The 15,646-nt window shown below is 70.5% G+C and carries 12 protein-coding genes; all 12 read left to right on the top strand.

Annotated elements, in window-relative coordinates:
- Positions 1-66: 66 nt before the first annotated feature.
- The 12 genes from CJ179_RS02600 to CJ179_RS51250 all read left to right on the top strand — a co-directional run bounded on the left by CJ179_RS02600 (position 67) and on the right by CJ179_RS51250 (position 15,633).
- The gene (locus CJ179_RS02600) at positions 67-1,038 is read left to right on the top strand and encodes a DUF389 domain-containing protein (RefSeq protein WP_095860632.1); all 972 of its coding nucleotides are present in this window, start codon (positions 67-69) and stop codon (positions 1,036-1,038) included.
- Positions 1,038-3,602, top strand: coding sequence for a circularly permuted type 2 ATP-grasp protein (locus tag CJ179_RS02595; protein ID WP_095860631.1), 2,565 nt, complete (start codon positions 1,038-1,040; stop codon positions 3,600-3,602). Before CJ179_RS02600 ends, CJ179_RS02595 begins: the two co-directional genes overlap by 1 nt.
- On the top strand, positions 3,599-4,549 hold the full coding sequence (locus tag CJ179_RS02590) for a transglutaminase family protein (RefSeq protein ID WP_095860630.1): 951 nt from the start codon (positions 3,599-3,601) through the stop codon (positions 4,547-4,549). Before CJ179_RS02595 ends, CJ179_RS02590 begins: the two co-directional genes overlap by 4 nt.
- A 65-nt stretch (positions 4,550-4,614) precedes the next feature.
- Positions 4,615-5,790 (top strand): phosphotransferase family protein, encoded by a 1,176-nt coding sequence (locus CJ179_RS02585; protein ID WP_072942170.1) that lies wholly within the window; start codon positions 4,615-4,617, stop codon positions 5,788-5,790.
- Between the two features lie 55 nt (positions 5,791-5,845).
- A complete protein-coding gene (locus CJ179_RS02580) occupies positions 5,846-7,279 on the top strand; it encodes a replication-associated recombination protein A (protein WP_095860629.1) in 1,434 nt (477 codons plus the stop codon).
- A gap of 78 nt (positions 7,280-7,357) precedes the next feature.
- Positions 7,358-10,030 (top strand): alanine--tRNA ligase, encoded by a 2,673-nt coding sequence (gene alaS / locus CJ179_RS02575; protein ID WP_072942166.1) that lies wholly within the window; start codon positions 7,358-7,360, stop codon positions 10,028-10,030.
- A gap of 2 nt (positions 10,031-10,032) precedes the next feature.
- Positions 10,033-10,569, top strand: a complete 537-nt coding sequence (ruvX, locus tag CJ179_RS02570) for a Holliday junction resolvase RuvX (protein ID WP_072942164.1) — start codon at positions 10,033-10,035, stop codon at positions 10,567-10,569.
- The gene (gene mltG, locus CJ179_RS02565) at positions 10,566-12,314 is read left to right on the top strand and encodes an endolytic transglycosylase MltG (protein ID WP_095860628.1); all 1,749 of its coding nucleotides are present in this window, start codon (positions 10,566-10,568) and stop codon (positions 12,312-12,314) included. The genes ruvX and mltG overlap by 4 nt, the downstream gene beginning before the upstream one ends.
- Complete coding sequence (locus tag CJ179_RS02560) at positions 12,304-13,131, top strand: shikimate dehydrogenase (RefSeq protein WP_072942161.1); 828 nt, start codon at positions 12,304-12,306, stop codon at positions 13,129-13,131. The genes mltG and CJ179_RS02560 overlap by 11 nt, the downstream gene beginning before the upstream one ends.
- Before the next feature lie 91 nt (positions 13,132-13,222).
- A complete protein-coding gene (locus CJ179_RS02555; RefSeq protein WP_095860627.1) occupies positions 13,223-13,825 on the top strand; it encodes an A24 family peptidase in 603 nt (200 codons plus the stop codon).
- 75 nt (positions 13,826-13,900) lie between these two features.
- A complete protein-coding gene (gene aroC / locus CJ179_RS02550) occupies positions 13,901-15,088 on the top strand; it encodes a chorismate synthase (protein WP_072942156.1) in 1,188 nt (395 codons plus the stop codon).
- Between the two features lie 38 nt (positions 15,089-15,126).
- Entirely contained in the window at positions 15,127-15,633 is a 507-nt protein-coding gene (locus CJ179_RS51250) for a shikimate kinase (RefSeq protein ID WP_072942154.1), read from the top strand.
- Positions 15,634-15,646: the final 13 nt, after the last annotated feature.

Here is a 15,646-nt window from a genome sequence, read left to right as displayed (position 1 = left end):
GGTCCTCCGGCACGAACTGCCGGTGGACTCGATTGACCGGACGACGCGGAACAGCCGGGGGACACGATGTTGCACCTGCGAGTGATCTGTCCGGCCGAGCGCACCGAGGACGTCCTCGGTGTGCTCGCCGCGGAACCCGGCGCGACCCATGTGGTGGTGTTGCGCGACGCCGCGATCGACCCCGCCGGTGACGCGATCCAGACCGATGTGGCCCGCGAGTCCGCGAATGACGTGATCGACGCGCTCGAGGCCCTGGGAATCGATCGCACCGGCGCGATCACGGTGGAGCCCGTCGACACGGTGCTCTCGAAGTCCGCACACGAGGCGGAGAAGGCGGCCCCGGGCGATCCCGCGGACAGCGTCGTGTGGGAGGAACTGGTCAGCCGGACGCGCGAGGAGTCGACGCTCAACGGCACCTTCCTCGCGTTCCTCACCATCGCGTGCCTGCTGGCCGCGGTGGGTGTGGTGACCGACTCGCCGATCACCGTCGTCGGGGCCATGGTGGTGGGACCGGAGTTCGGACCGCTCGCCGCGCTCGCCGTCGCCCTGATGCGGCGCAAGCTGGGGCTGGCGCGGCGGTCGCTGATCGCCCTGCTGTTCGGTTTCCCGTTCGCGATGGCGGCGACGCTGGTCGCGACCCTGCTGATGGAGCAGGTCGGCTGGATGGAGTTCGAGAGCATCGAGTCCCTCGACCAGGTCGACTTCATCTACCGGGTCGGACCGCTGTCGCTGATCGTCGCGCTCCTCGCCGGCGCGGCGGGCATGCTCGCGCTCGTGTCCTCGAAGTCGGCGGCGCTCGTCGGCGTCTTCATCTCCGTCACCACCGTTCCGGCCGCCGGATTCGCCGTCGTCGCGGTCACCGTGGGCGAATGGCGCGTCGCGGCACTGGCGGCGCTGCAACTCGGGGTCAACATGGTGGGCATCGTCGTCGCCGGCGTCCTGGTCCTGGCGCTGCGACTCCGCAGCGGCGGCGATCCCCGCCGGCTGCTCGAGCAGGCGCGGAAAGAACGCTCCGTGGCGCAGCGGCGGAGGGCCTGATGAGCGTCTCGCCGCACGACGGCGCGGGCTACGACGAACTGTTCGACCACGACGGCGGCCTCCGGGAACCGTGGGCGGAGTTGGCCCAGGACTTCACGGACGGCGGGCCGGACTCCGTCCGCCGCCTGCAGTCCCGCATCCGGTTGCTCGTCGACAACCACGGGATCACCTACAACCCCCTCGACGGTTCGGACGCGCCGATCGCACCGCCACGATGGGAGATCGACGCCGTCCCGCTGATCGTCGCGGCCGAGGAGTGGGAGCAGCTGGCGGCGGGCTTCGTGCAGCGCTCCCGGCTTCTCGACGCGGTACTCGCGGACCTGTACGGACCGATGACCCTCGTCCGGAGCGGCGCCGTCCCGGCCCGCACGGTGTTCGGGCACCCCGGCTACGTCCGTGCGGCGCACGGCATCACGGTGCCGGGCCGCCACCAGCTGTTCCTGCACGGACTCGACGTCGGCCGCGGGGCGGACGGCACGTTCCACGCGCTGCGCGACCACACGCAGTCCCCGGCGGGCGCCGGCTACGCGATGGCGGACCGCCGCGTCATCGCACGGGCGATGCCCGGTATCTACGAGACGGTCGGACCGCGCCCGCTGTCCTCGTTCGCCCAGTCGATGCGGCTCGCGGCGATCGACGCCGCTCCCGCGGGCACCGAGGACCCGCTCGTCGTCGTCCTCAGCCCCCGCACCCGGTCCGAGGCCGCATTCGATCAGGCGTATCTGGCGACGGTCCTCGGCTTCCCGCTCGTGGAGAGTGCCGACCTGGTGGTCCGCGACGGCCACGTGTGGATGCGGTCCCTCGGCAGTCTGGAACGCGTCGACGTCATCGTCCGGCGGGTGGACGCCGACCTCGCCGACCCCCTCGACCTGCGCCCCGGCTCCCGGTCCGGGGTGGTCGGCCTCGTCGAGGTGCTGCGGCGGGGCGCGGTGACCGTCGTCAACACCCTCGGCAGCGGAATCCTCGAGAACCCCGCCCTCACCCGGCTGCTTCCGGACCTGTGCCGACGGCTGCTCGACGAGGACCTGCTGCTGCCGTCGGTTCCGAGCTTCTGGGGCGGCGACCGGTCGGAGCTGTCGCACATCCTCGCGAACGCCTCGTCGATGGTGCTGCGCGCGGTGCACGGGGGTGCGCCGATCGTGCCCGCCGACCTCGATGCCGCCGACCGGGACACCCTGCTGGACCGGGTGCGGGCCGAACCCGGGCGGTGGGTCGGGCAGATCGTCCCGGACCCCTCGTACGCACCCGCCGCCGGTGGATCAGGGGACGTCGTGCTCGCACCGGTCGGGATGCGGCTGTTCAGCGTTGCGCAGCAGGTGGGATTCACGCCGATGGCCGGCGGTCTCGGCACGTCCCTCGTTCCCGGGGCCGAGCGCGGGGACCGCCGCCACGCCGGGGCGAAGGACGTGTGGATCCGGCTGGCGCAGCGCACGGCGTCCACCGACCCGGGCGACGGCGCCGAGCGGGACGGGGAGACCCTGCCCACGTATGCGGCGACGACGTCCGACCTGATGACGTCGCCGCGCGCGCTGACCGAACTGTTCTGGATGGGCCGGTTCGCCGAGCGCGCCGAGGGTGCGGCCCGGCTGATGATCGCCGTGGGGGAGAAGTACCGCGACTACCGCCTGCGACCGTGGCTGGCGGGCGGCGGAAGCCTCCCGATCCTGCTGAACACGGTCCTGCGGGTCGCCGACGCCGGGAACCGCGCCGTGGCCGACTCGGGTTCCGATGCGGTCACCGACCAGCGGCGGGTGCGCTCCGAGTTCCGCTCGCTGACGGCGGACCCGGACCGGGACGGGTCGCTCGCCCACGCGGTGCGCGGCGTCGAGCAGGCCGCGCGGGCCGTGCGCGGGCAACTGTCGAACGACATCTGGGCCGTCCTCAGCTCCGTCGAACGCGCGCTCGGACAGGTCGCGGCCGACACCGTCGACGACGGGTCCGCGCTGTTCGAGGCGCAGTCCGCGGTGCTCGGCGGCATGCTCGCGCTGTCCGGGGTCGCCGCGGAGTCGCTGGTTCGCGACACCGGTTGGCACGTCATGGACATCGGCAAACGGATCGAGAGGGCATCCACCTTGATCGCGCTGGTGGACTCCACCCTCGGGCGGAGGACGGATCCCGCGACCGAACGGGCGGTGATCGAATCGCTTCTCGTCGCCACCGAGAGTTCCGTGGTCTACCGCCGCCGCAACCGCAGTATCCGCCCGGCGGCCGTCGCCGAGTTGCTGCTGTTCGACGTGAAGAACCCGCGGTCGCTGGCGTTCCAACTGGAGGCGCTGCGCACGAATCTGGCCGCACTGCCGGACGCCTCGGGTGCGTCCCGTGCGGAGCGGCTCGCCGAGGACATGGTCAACACCGTGCGGCGCGTCGACCCCGTCCGACTCGAATCGGTCGACGCGGGCGGGTCCCGGAAGGAGCTGGGTGAGCTGACGACCACGATGCGCGCACTGCTGAGCGAACTGTCCGACGTGATGCTGAAGGGTCAGCTGTCGCTGCCCGGCGGCACCCAGCCGCTGTGGGGCAGCGGCACCTCGTGGAGCACCTCCCCGGGCGGAGTCTCCGCATGACCGGCACGACGCCCCGCACGGACCCGGCAGCGGAACGTCCGGTTCTGCGCAGATACAAGATCACCCACCGCACGACGTACACGTACTCGGGGCCGGTGACCTCGTCGTACGGCCGGGGTTACCTCCTGCCGCGCGACACCGAGGAACAGCGGTGCGTCGCTTCCGTCGTCGACATCACACCGCCGCCCGCAGACCGCTCCACCGGGTCGGACGTGTACGGCAACCGGGACCTGTACTTCCAGGTGAGCACGCCGCACGAGGAACTGGTGGTGGCGGCCGAATCCGAGATCGAGGTCTACGGACCGGACAAGGCGAGGCTCGCCGCCGCACCGGCGAACGCGCCGTGGGAGCTGTCCCGGCCCGTGGGCACCGAGGGCGCGATGGCGCAGGAGTTCGTGCTCGACCTCGATCCCCCCGAGATCGGCGACGCGGTCCGCGAGTACGCGGCACCGAGTTTCCCGCCGGAACGGCCCCTCGTCGACGCGGTGGTCGATCTCACGACCCGCATCCACCGCGACTTCGAGTACAAGTCGGGGTCGACGTCGGTCTCGACGCGGGTCGCGGAGGTGCTGGAGAAGCGGTCGGGCGTCTGCCAGGACTTCGCCCGGCTCGCCATCGCCTGCCTGCGCTCACGCGGACTCGCGGCCCGGTACGTGTCCGGGTACCTGGCGACGCAGCCGCCGTCCGGCAAGGAACGGATGATCGGAGTCGACGCGACGCACGCCTGGGCCGCGGTGTGGATGCCGGGGGACCGGTGGCTGGCCTTCGACCCCACCAACGACCAGCTCGTCGACGAGCGGTACACGGTGGTCGCGTGGGGCCGGGACTACGCCGACGTGCCGCCGCTGCGCGGTGTCATATACACAGAGGCACGAAACAGCACCATTGCGGTGTCGGTTGACGTGGCGCCGATGGAAGTACTCGCACCGGATCAGCCGAAATGCTGAAATTCATCGGGGCTTCCGGAGGAGGACTCGATGATCCGTGTCACTAGCAGGTAAGTTGGTCCGCGATGACTGCAATACTGGCAGACCCCGTTTCAGAGGTAGTTGCCGCAGCCGAGAAGCTGCTCACCCGTCGCACAGGGGCACCCGTGACACTGGTGGATCCCGTGGATCTCGGCGGTAGTGGCCGCACCATCGTGCTCCGTGTGCGGGTGGCGGAGAATCCGTTCTCCCTCCCCCGGACGTTGGTGATCAAGCAGGTCCGCGAGGAGTCCGGTGTGTCCGGCGCGCGGGCCGTCGATCCCGACGACCTGTCCGGCGACAGCCGCAGCGCCTTCCTCCGCGAGGCCGTCTCGTACCAGTTCGCCACGGCGCTGGCGACGGACAGCCGCCCCGGAGCCGAACTGCTCGCATCCGACCTCGAAGCCCGGCTCCTCGTGCTCAGCGACCTCGGGGACGCCACCCCGATCAGCGCGCTGCTCGAGCACTCCGATTCCGACACCGTCACCAACACCCTGATGGCCATGGCCCAGGCGCTCGGCCGCATGCACGCGGCCACCGTGGGCCGCGAAGAAGACTTCACCGCGCTGCTGCGCCGCGCCGAGGTGGCGCACTGCGACGACACCGTGGCCGAGCAGGTCGAGCGTGCGGTGCCCGCCGTGCCCGGTCTGCTGTCCGACATTCTCCGTGTCGACGTCTCGCCGGAGCTGACCGAGCAGGTGGCGCGGGCCGCGAAGCTGTTCGAGAGCGGGCGGTTCCGGGCGTTCAGCCCGTCGGACCTGTGCCCGGACAACATCATCGTCAACGACGAGGGCGTCCGGTTCCTCGACTACGAGTGGGGCGGGTTCCGCGACGCGATGCTCGACATCGCGTACGCGCTGGTCTCGTTCCCGGGTTGCCTGTGCAGCATCGAACTGTCCGAGGACCGCACCCAGGCGATGATCGAGGCCTGGCGGGCGGAGGTCGTGGGGATGTGGCCCGCGCTCGCCGACGACAACGTGCTCGCCGCCCGCATGGTCGAGGCGCAACTGATCTGGGTGTGGCTCAGCACCTACCTGTTCCTGCCGGACAACCACACCCGGATCGCCGCCGTCCGCGAGCATCACCTGTCGGTGCCGCGGTCCGAGGCGCTGACCCAGCGCTGGGACAAGCTGGCCCGTTCGGCGGATCACGCGGGGAACACGGTGGTCGCCCACGACGCCCGCGTCATCGCCGACAAGATCCGGGGACTGTCCGTCGGCTGACGCGAGGTCCGGCCGGACTGGGTCGGACGGTGCGGGTTCCAGTAGCGTCGAACTTGTGAGCGATCTTTTCGGTTCGGATGTCGGCGAGGACGAGTCGGCGGGCCTGTTCGAGACGGCGCAGCCGGACGAGGCGGCGGCTCCGCGCTCGGTTCCCGGTCCGGTGCCGGTCGACCACCGCGCACCGCTGGCGGTGCGCATGCGTCCCCGCACGCTCGGCGAGGTGGTCGGGCAGCAGCATCTCCTCGGCCCCGGTGCGCCGCTGCGGCGGCTCGTGGAGGGGTCGGGGGCGGCGTCCGTGCTGCTGTACGGTCCGCCCGGCACCGGCAAGACCACGCTGGCGTCGCTGATCTCCGGTGCCACCGGGCGCCGCTTCGAGGCGCTGTCCGCGCTGTCCGCCGGTGTCAAGGAAGTGCGTGGCGTCATCGAACTCGCTCGCCGACGGCTCCTCGCGGGCGAGCAGACGGTGCTGTTCATCGACGAGGTGCACCGCTTCTCCAAGACCCAGCAGGACGCACTGCTGGCGGCGGTGGAGAACCGGATCGTGCTGCTCGTGGCCGCCACCACCGAGAATCCGTCGTTCTCCGTGGTGTCCCCGCTGCTGTCCCGCTCGCTGGTCCTGCAACTGCAGTCGCTGACGGCGGACGACATCGAGAACCTCCTCGAGCGGGCGCGCACCGACGAGCGGGGTCTCGGCGGGGACATCGAGATCGCCGGCGACGCGATGGACCATCTGGTGCGCCTCGCGGCCGGTGACGCCCGGCGGGCGCTCACCGCGCTCGAGGCGGCGGCGGGCGCGGCGCTCGACCAGGCCGGTGACGCGGACCGTCCGGTGCTGCTGAACCTCGCGACGGTGGAGGCCAGCGTCGACAAGGCCGCCGTCCGCTACGACCGCGACGGCGACCAGCACTACGACGTGATCAGTGCGTTCATCAAGTCGATCCGCGGTTCGGACGTCGACGCCGCCCTGCACTATCTGGCGCGGATGCTGACCGCGGGCGAGGACCCCCGCTTCATCGCGCGGCGGCTGGTCGTCCATGCCAGCGAGGACATCGGGATGGCCGACCCCACCGCGTTGCAGACCGCGACCGCCGCCGCGCAGGCGGTGCAGCTGATCGGGATGCCGGAGGCCCGCCTCGCCCTCGCCCAGGCCACCATCCACCTCGCGACCGCGCCGAAGTCGGGGGCCGTCATCGCCGCGCTCGGCGCCGCGATGGCGGACGTCGCGGCGGGAAACGCCGGGCTCGTTCCACCGCACCTGCGCGACGGCCACTACGCGGGGGCGGCCAAGCTCGGCAACGCCGTCGGCTACCGATATCCCCACGACCACCCGGACGGGGTACTGGCGCAGCAGTATCCGCCCGACGAGCTCGTCGGCGTCGACTACTACCAGCCCACCACCCACGGCGGCGAGCGTGACATCGCGGGGCGCGTGGACAAACTGCGGGCCATCGTCCGCGGCACGAACCGTCAGGGTGGCCGGTTAAGCTGAATGTTGCCGAACCGCCGGGTGTGCCCAGCCACCCGGCGACCGTAGTTGCCCTCGAGACAGACAATAAGGATCACTGACGTGCAGACCCACGAGATTCGCCGGCGCTTCCTCGACCATTTCGTCAAGGCGGCCCACACCGAGGTACCCAGCGCCTCGCTGATTCTCGACGATCCGAACCTGCTGTTCGTCAACGCCGGAATGGTGCAGTTCGTGCCGTTCTTCCTCGGCCAGCAGACGCCGCCGTACCCGAGGGCGACCAGTGTCCAGAAGTGTGTGCGCACCCTCGATATCGAGAATGTGGGCATCACCACACGGCACAACACGTTCTTCCAGATGGCCGGCAACTTCTCCTTCGGCGACTACTTCAAGCGCGACGCGATCAAGCACGCGTGGTCGCTGCTGACCTCCGGCGTCGACGACGGCGGCTACGGGTTCGACCCGGAGCGGATCTGGGTGACGGTCTACCTCGACGACGACGAGGCCCGCGACATCTGGCGCGACGAGGTCGGCGTTCCCGAGAGCCGGATCCAGCGCCGCGGCATGGCCGACAACTACTGGTCCATGGGCATCCCCGGGCCCTGCGGCCCGTGCTCGGAGATCTACTTCGACCGCGGCCCCGAATTCGGTGCGGAAGGCGGCCCCGAGGCCGACGAGGACCGCTACATCGAGATCTGGAATCTCGTGTTCATGCAGAACGAGCGCGGTCTCGGCATCAGCAAGGACAACTTCGAGATCCTCGGGCCGCTGCCGAAGCAGAACATCGACACCGGCATGGGCGTCGAGCGCGTCGCATTCCTGCTCCAGGGCGTCGACAACGTGTACGAGACGGATCTCGTGCGCCCGGTCATCGCGAAGGCCGAGGAACTGTCGGGCCGCAAGTACGGCGCCGACCACGACGACGACGTGCGGTTCCGGGTGATCGCCGACCACGCGCGCACCGCCGCGATGCTCATCGCCGACGGCGTGAACCCCGGCAACGACGGCCGCGGCTACGTCCTGCGCCGCCTGCTGCGGCGCATCGTCCGCTCAGCGAAGCTGCTCGGCGCCGACAAGCCCAGCATGCGGGAGTTCATCACCGTCGTCCGCGACACGATGGCGCCGTCGTACCCGGTCCTCGACACCGACTTCGGCCGCATCGAAACGGTCGCAGTGGGGGAGGAGACCGCGTTCCTGAAGACCCTCACGTCCGGTTCCAAGCTGTTCGAAGGCGCCGCCGAATCGGTGAAGGCGTCCGGCAAGTCGACGATCGGCGGCGAACAGGCGTTCGCGCTGCACGACACGTACGGCTTCCCGATCGACCTGACCCTGGAGATGGCGGCCGAGGCCGGTCTGACCGTCGACGAGGAGGGTTTCCGCGCGCTGATGGCCGAACAGCGGCAGCGCGCGAAGGACGACGCCCAGGCGCGCAAGCACGCGCACGCCGACCTCACCGTCTACAAGGAACTCCTCGACCGCGGACCCACCGAGTTCACCGGATTCCACGAATTGGTTTCCGAGGCACACGTTCTCGCGCTGATCTCGCAGGGGCAGCGCGTCCCCGTCGCGACGGTCGGCCAGGACGTCGAGGTCATCCTCGACCGCAGCCCCCTGTACGCGGAGGCGGGCGGCCAGATCGCCGACCTCGGCACCCTGACCGGTCCGGGGCTGCGGGTGAAGGTCAACGACGTCCAGAAGATCGCCAAGAAGCTGTGGGTCCACAAGGTGACCGTGCAGGAGGGGCAGATCACCGAGGGTGACGTCGTGCTCGCGCAGGTCGACGCCGCGTGGCGCAAGGGCGCCACGCAGGGGCACTCCGGCACGCACATGGTGCACGCCGCGCTGCGACAGGTGCTCGGCCCCAACGCCGTTCAGGCCGGCTCGCTGAACAAGCCGGGCTACCTGCGGTTCGACTTCTCCTGGCAGGGTGCGCTGACTGAAGCGCAGAAGCAGGACATCGAGGTCGTCGCGAACGAGGCGGTGGCCGCCGACTACTCCGTGAACACGTTCGTCACCGACCTCGACAAGGCGAAGTCGATGGGCGCGATGGCGTTGTTCGGCGAGAACTACGGCGACGAGGTGCGGGTCGTCGAGATCGGCGGACCGTTCTCGATGGAGCTGTGTGGTGGAACTCACGTGGGCAGCTCCTCGCAGATCGGCAACGTCACGCTGCTCGGTGAGCAGTCAGTCGGCTCCGGCGTGCGTCGCGTCGAGGCCTACGTCGGGCTCGACTCGTACCGCTACCTGGCCAAGGAACGGGCCCTGCTCGCCGGGCTGTCGTCGTCGCTGAAGGTGCCCTCGGAAGAGGTGCCCGCCCGCGTCGAGGCACTGGTGGAGCGACTTCGGGTGGCGGAGAAGGAACTCGAACAGACCCGCGCGCAGGCGGTTCTCGCCTCGGCGGGCACCTTCGTCGACAAGGCCCAGCGGGTCGGGCCGGTGCTGCTGGTCGCGGATTCCGCCCCGGCCGGTGTCGGCGGCAACGACCTGCGCGGGCTCGTCACGGATATCCGCGGCCGATTCGGCACCCAGCCCGCCGTCGTCGTGCTGCTCGGTGACGTCGACGGCAAGGTGCCGTTCGTGGTGGCCGTGAGCAAGGCCGCGCAGGAACTCGGCCTGTCGGCCGGCGACCTCGTGAAGGAATTCGGTCCGAAGATCGGCGGCCGCGGCGGCGGAAAGGCCGACATGGCACAGGGTTCCGGTTCGGACACCAGCGGAATCGCGGCCGCTCTCGACGCGGTCCGGGGACAAGTCGCGGACAAGGTGGGGAGCCAGTAGCGGTGGATCACGCGGAACAGGGTCCGGATCGACCGGGAGTCGACGACCCTGGGCGTGGTCGGCGTATCGGCATCGATGTGGGCAGCGTCCGCATCGGTGTCGCGTCGAGCGACCCCGACGGGATCCTCGCCACCCCGGTGGAGACGGTGCCCCGGTCCAAGGAACGCGGGCCCGACGCGCCGGATATCCGGCGCATTGCCGACATTGTCGAGGAATACGAGGCGGTGGAGGTTATCGTCGGTCTGCCGCAGACCCTGCGGGGTGAACGGGGAAAAGCCGCCTCGATCGCTACTGTGTTCGCGAAGCGATTACGAAGGAAGGTCGACCCGATACCGGTGCGGATGGCGGACGAACGTCTGACGACGGTCACTGCCGCGCGGGCGCTTCGCGAGAGCGGTGTCAGTGCGAGGGGCCAGCGTCCTGTGATCGACCAGGCTGCGGCGGTGGCGATCTTGCAGGGATGGTTGGACGAGCGGAGCAGGTCGGTGAATGCAGGGGATTCAGGTGGGGACGTGCAGCTACCGGAGGCAGGCCAGTGAGCAATCACCGCCGCCCCGCAGGTGAGCGACCCGACTTCCAGTACATCCCCCGCGAACCCCGACGGCACCGCTACCTCGACGGGGACGACGACGAGGTCGACTACACGCCACCCCCCGACGACGACCTCGTCACCACCGGCCGCCACGCCGTCGTGTACGACGAGCCACACTTCGACGAGCCGCACTACGAGGAACCGCACCTCGAGGAACCGCAGCGCCACGAACCGCACCGCCCGCACCGCGAGCACGTGGAGCCGCGATATGAGCAGCGGTACGAGCAGCCCTACGACCCCGAGTCCGTGTACGAGGACGGATACGGTCCCCGCTCCTACGGCGACGCCCTCTCCTACCGGGAGACGCCGGCCGACGACCACCCGTATGTGGACGACCACGTCGACGAGCCGGACGAGGCCCACACGTACCCCGACGACGGCTACGACCGCCCGCACGACGAACCCGACGTCGCGTTCGCGGAGGCCGAGACGCAGATCATCTCGGCGATTTCCGAGGAGATCCCACCCTCGGCGACTCCGGAGGAGTTCCCACCGACCCGCGCCGCTGCTCGCACGCAGGCCCGCAGCCGCAAACAAGCCAGGGGACGCGCACGCCGGGGCAAGGTGTTCGGCGTCCTCGCCGCCGCGGCGGTCCTCATCGTGCTGGTCGGTGTCGTGTTCGTCGGCGGCAAGTTGTTCTTCGGCGGGTCCGACGCGCCCGCGGACTACGCAGGCCCCGGCGGTCCCGAAGTGGTCGTGCAGGTCCATCCGGGCGATACCGCGGAGGAGATCGCCACCACCCTGGCGGACCGCGACGTCGTCGCCAGCGGATCGGCGTTCTTCAACGCCGCAGTCCAGAGCAACGCCATGAACTCGGTGCAACCCGGTTTCTACAGCCTCTCCACCCAGATTCCGGCGGACGACGCCGTGCAGGAACTGGTCGACCCGGCCTCCCGCGTCGGGCAGATGATCATCTCCGAGGGCAGGCAACTCCACGACACGACCGACGTGCAGACCGGCGCCAAGAAGAAGGGGATCTACACGCTGATCTCCGAGGCCAGCTGCCTGGGTGACGCCGGTCAGCAGAAGTGCATCAGCTACGACGACCTCAACGCCGCCGGCGCGGGCGACCTGTCCGCGCTGGGTGTGCCCGACTGGGCGAAGGACTCGGTCGCGGGTGTCCCGGACCGGGATCGCCAGCTCGAGGGACTGATCGCCGCGGGCAGTTGGGATTTCGATCCGACGGCGGGTCCCGCCGCCATTCTGCAGAAGCTCGTGTCCGAGAGTTCCGCGAGCTACGAGAAGACCGGGATCCTCACCGCGGGCAACCAGGTCGGTCTCACCCCGTACAAGATGCTGGTCGCGGCGTCGCTGGTGGAACGCGAGGCGATGCCCGACGACTTCTCGAAGGTCGCGCGCGTCATCCTGAACCGGCTCGCCGTCAACCAGGCGCTGCAATTCGATTCCACGGTCAACTACGCGCTGGACACCACCGAACTGGCCACCACCGACGCCGACCGCGCGCAGGTGACCCCCTGGAACACGTACGCCAGCCCCGGCCTGCCCGCGACGCCGATCTCGTCGCCGAGCATCGGGGCGCTCCAGGCGGTCGAACAACCGGCGCCCGGCGACTGGATCTACTTCGTGACGGTCGATTCGAAGGGCACGACACTCTTCACGAAGAGCTACGACGAACACCTGGCCAACATCGACCAGGCTCTGAACAACGGGATTCTCAACAGTGGACGATGAGTTGGTGACCGCACGCAAAGCTGCGGTGCTGGGCAGCCCGATCGCGCATTCGCGATCACCGCAACTGCACCTCGCGGCGTACCGGGCGCTCGGTCTCACCGGGTGGACGTACGACCGCATCGAGTGCGACGGGGAGCGACTCCCCGGGCTGGTGTCCGGGCTCGGCCCGGAATGGGTCGGTCTGTCCGTCACGATGCCGGGCAAGATCGCCGCGCTCGAGTTCGCGTCCGAGCGCACCGACCGGGCCGTGGCGATCGGCTCCGCGAACACCCTCGTGCGCATCGAGGGCGGCTGGCGTGCCGACTGCACCGACGTGGACGGGGTCAGCGGCGCGCTCACCGCGGGCGGCGTCGGTGCCGTCGCGGGCGCCGAGGCGGTCGTCGTCGGCGCCGGGGGAACGGCCAGGCCTGCGCTCGTCGCGCTCGCCGACCTGGGCGTGAAATCGGTGACCGTGGTGGCCCGCGACGCGGGTCGCGCGGCGGGTGCGCTGGGGTGCGCGGAATCGGTGGGGCTCGAGGTCCGGTTGCTCGGCTTCGACAGCCCCGAACTCGGTGCCCGGTGCGCCGCGGCCGCCGCACTCGTCAGCACCGTTCCGTCCGCCGCGATCACCGACTACGCGGACGTTCTCGGCCGGGCGCCGTTCGTGCTCGACGCGATCTACGACCCGTGGCCGACCCCACTGGCGGCCGCGGTCGAGGTGGCCGGGGGAACGGTCGTCGGCGGTCTGTCGATGCTCCTGCACCAGGCGTTCGGGCAAGTCGAGCAGTTTACCGGCCGCCCGGCGCCGCGCGAGGCGATGGCGGCCGCTCTGGGCTAGTTGTCCACAGGCCCGGCCGCCATCCACAGGGCGATCGTTCCCGCAGGTCGCCGCGAGGGGTCCGGGTGTCCGGTCCCGCACGCTGGTCGGCATGTGGTGGCTGATCGTGACGAGTGTGGTGGCCGGTGCGGCTGTGGGACGGTGTGCGCGCCTCACCGCGGGCCGGTTCGTGGGTCCGGTGCCGCCGGGCTGGTGCGAGGCGGTGTGCGCGGTCGGCGTCGCCGCCGCGGTCTGGGCCGACGCCGGCCGCAACCCGGTGTGGATACTGCCGGGTGCGCTCGCCTTCTGGTGGTGGTGTGTGAGTCTCGCCGCCACCGACCTGTGCGCCCGGAGGCTGCCGAACCTGCTGACGCTGCCTGGGTTCCTGGTGATCGTCGGCATCGGTGTCGCGACCGGCGCCGCGTCCGCCGCCGTGATCGGCGGACTCCTGCTGGCGGCGGCCTATCTCGCCCTCTACCTGGGAGCGCCCGGTGCGATCGGCGCGGGCGACGTGAAACTTGCGCTCGGCGTCGGCGCGGCCGCCGGGCTGGCCGGGGGAGAGGCCTGGGTGTTCGCGGCCGCGCTCGCGCCGGCACTGACCGCAGTGGCGGGCTGCGTCGTCCTCGCCGTCCGGCGCTCGCCGCCGCCGCTCCCACACGGACCCGCCATGTGTGCCGCGACGCTGGTGGCGTTGTTCGCCGGGCACCTCACCTGACCGAGTCCGCACCCCGCGCGCGCCCCGAGAGGACCACCGTCACTGCCGGACGCGGCGACATGGAAGGATATTGGCGTGCTGCGCTGGATAACTGCCGGAGAATCCCATGGTCCCGCCCTCGTCGCGATGCTCGAGGGGATGGTCGCGGGCGTCGAAGTGACGTCCGAGGACATTTCGACCCAACTCGCGCGACGCCGCCTCGGCTACGGCCGCGGTGCGCGGATGAAGTTCGAGGCCGACAAGGTCACCATCGTCGGTGGTGTCCGACACGGCCGGACGCTCGGCGGCCCGATCGCTGTCGAGGTGGGCAACACCGAGTGGCCCAAGTGGGAAACCATCATGTCCGCGGACCCGGTGGACGCAGACCTGCTCGCCGACCAGGCGCGGAACGCGCCGCTCACCCGTCCGCGCCCCGGTCACGCCGACTACTCGGGCATGCTCAAGTACGGGTTCGACGACGCGCGCCCCGTTCTCGAACGCGCGAGTGCGCGTGAGACGGCGGCCCGGGTCGCGGCCGCGACGTTCGCCCGGGGTTTCCTGCGCCAGGTGTTCGGCGTGGAGGTGCTGTCACACGTGATCTCGATCGGCGCGTCCGACCCGTACGTCGGCCCCGAACCCACCGCATCGGACCTGGCGGCGATCGACGCCAGCCCGGTCCGCGCGTTCGACAAGGCCGCCGAGGAATCGATGATCGCCGAGATCGAGGCCGCCAAGCGTGACGGCGACACCCTCGGCGGTGTCGTCGAGGTCGTCATCCACGGTCTCCCCGTGGGTCTCGGATCGTTCATCAGCGGCGCGGACCGCCTCGACGCCCGCCTCGCGTCCGCCCTGATGGGAATCCAGGCCATCAAGGGCGTCGAGGTCGGCGACGGCTTCGAGACCGCGCGCCGCCGCGGCAGCCAGGCGCACGACGAGATGCGGCCCGGCCCGGACGGAATTCTGCGTTCGACCAACCGCGCCGGCGGTCTCGAGGGTGGCATGACCAACGGCGAGGCGCTCCGCGTGCGCGCGGCGATGAAGCCGATCTCGACGGTTCCGCGCGCGCTCGCCACCGTCGACATGTCGACCGGTGAGGAAGCCGTGGCCATCCACCAGCGGTCCGACGTGTGCGCGGTGCCTGCCGCCGGTGTCGTGGCCGAGGCGATGGTGGCGTTGGTCGTCGCCCAGGCCGCGCTCGAGAAGTTCGGCGGCGACTCGGTGGCCGAGACGGCCGCCAACTACGAGCGTTACGCGTCGGGTGTCGCAGCCCGGCTCGCGCGATGACCAGCCCGTCTGCCGTCGCGCCGGGGCGGTGACGGGTGATGGCACCGAAAGCCGTGCTCGTCGGTCCGCCGGGAGCAGGTAAGTCCACGATCGGGCGTCGCCTCGCGCAGGCGCTGGACCTGTCGTTGTTCGACACCGACGTGGCCGTCGAGGAAGAGGCGGGACGCACGATCGCCGAGATCTTCGTCCAGGAGGGTGAACCCGCCTTCCGGGCCCTCGAGGAAGAGATCGTGCGGAAGGCCATCGAGAGTCACGAGGGGATCGTCTCGCTCGGTGGTGGGTCCATCCTCTCCGAGCGCACCCGCGAGTTGTTGAAGGGCCAGACGGTGATCTACCTCGAGATCAGCGTGGCCGAGGGGCTCAAGCGCACGGGAACCAACACGGCGCGCCCGCTCCTCGCCGGTGGCGACCCCCGCCAGAAGTACACCGAGTTGATGCGCAAGCGCCGACCGCTGTACCGGGAGGTGGCGTCCATCCGGATACGCACGGACGGGCGGAGTCCCGCCCGCGTGGTGCAGCAGCTGGTGGCGAAACTCGCCGAGTGATCGGCGACCCCGG

The organism is Rhodococcus sp. ACS1 (genome assembly GCF_002300155.1).
In the GTDB taxonomy this organism is placed as follows: domain Bacteria; phylum Actinomycetota; class Actinomycetes; order Mycobacteriales; family Mycobacteriaceae; genus Rhodococcus_F; species Rhodococcus_F koreensis.
Note: the sequence above shows the minus strand (reverse complement) of the source record. Positions and strands in the feature narration are given on the sequence as shown.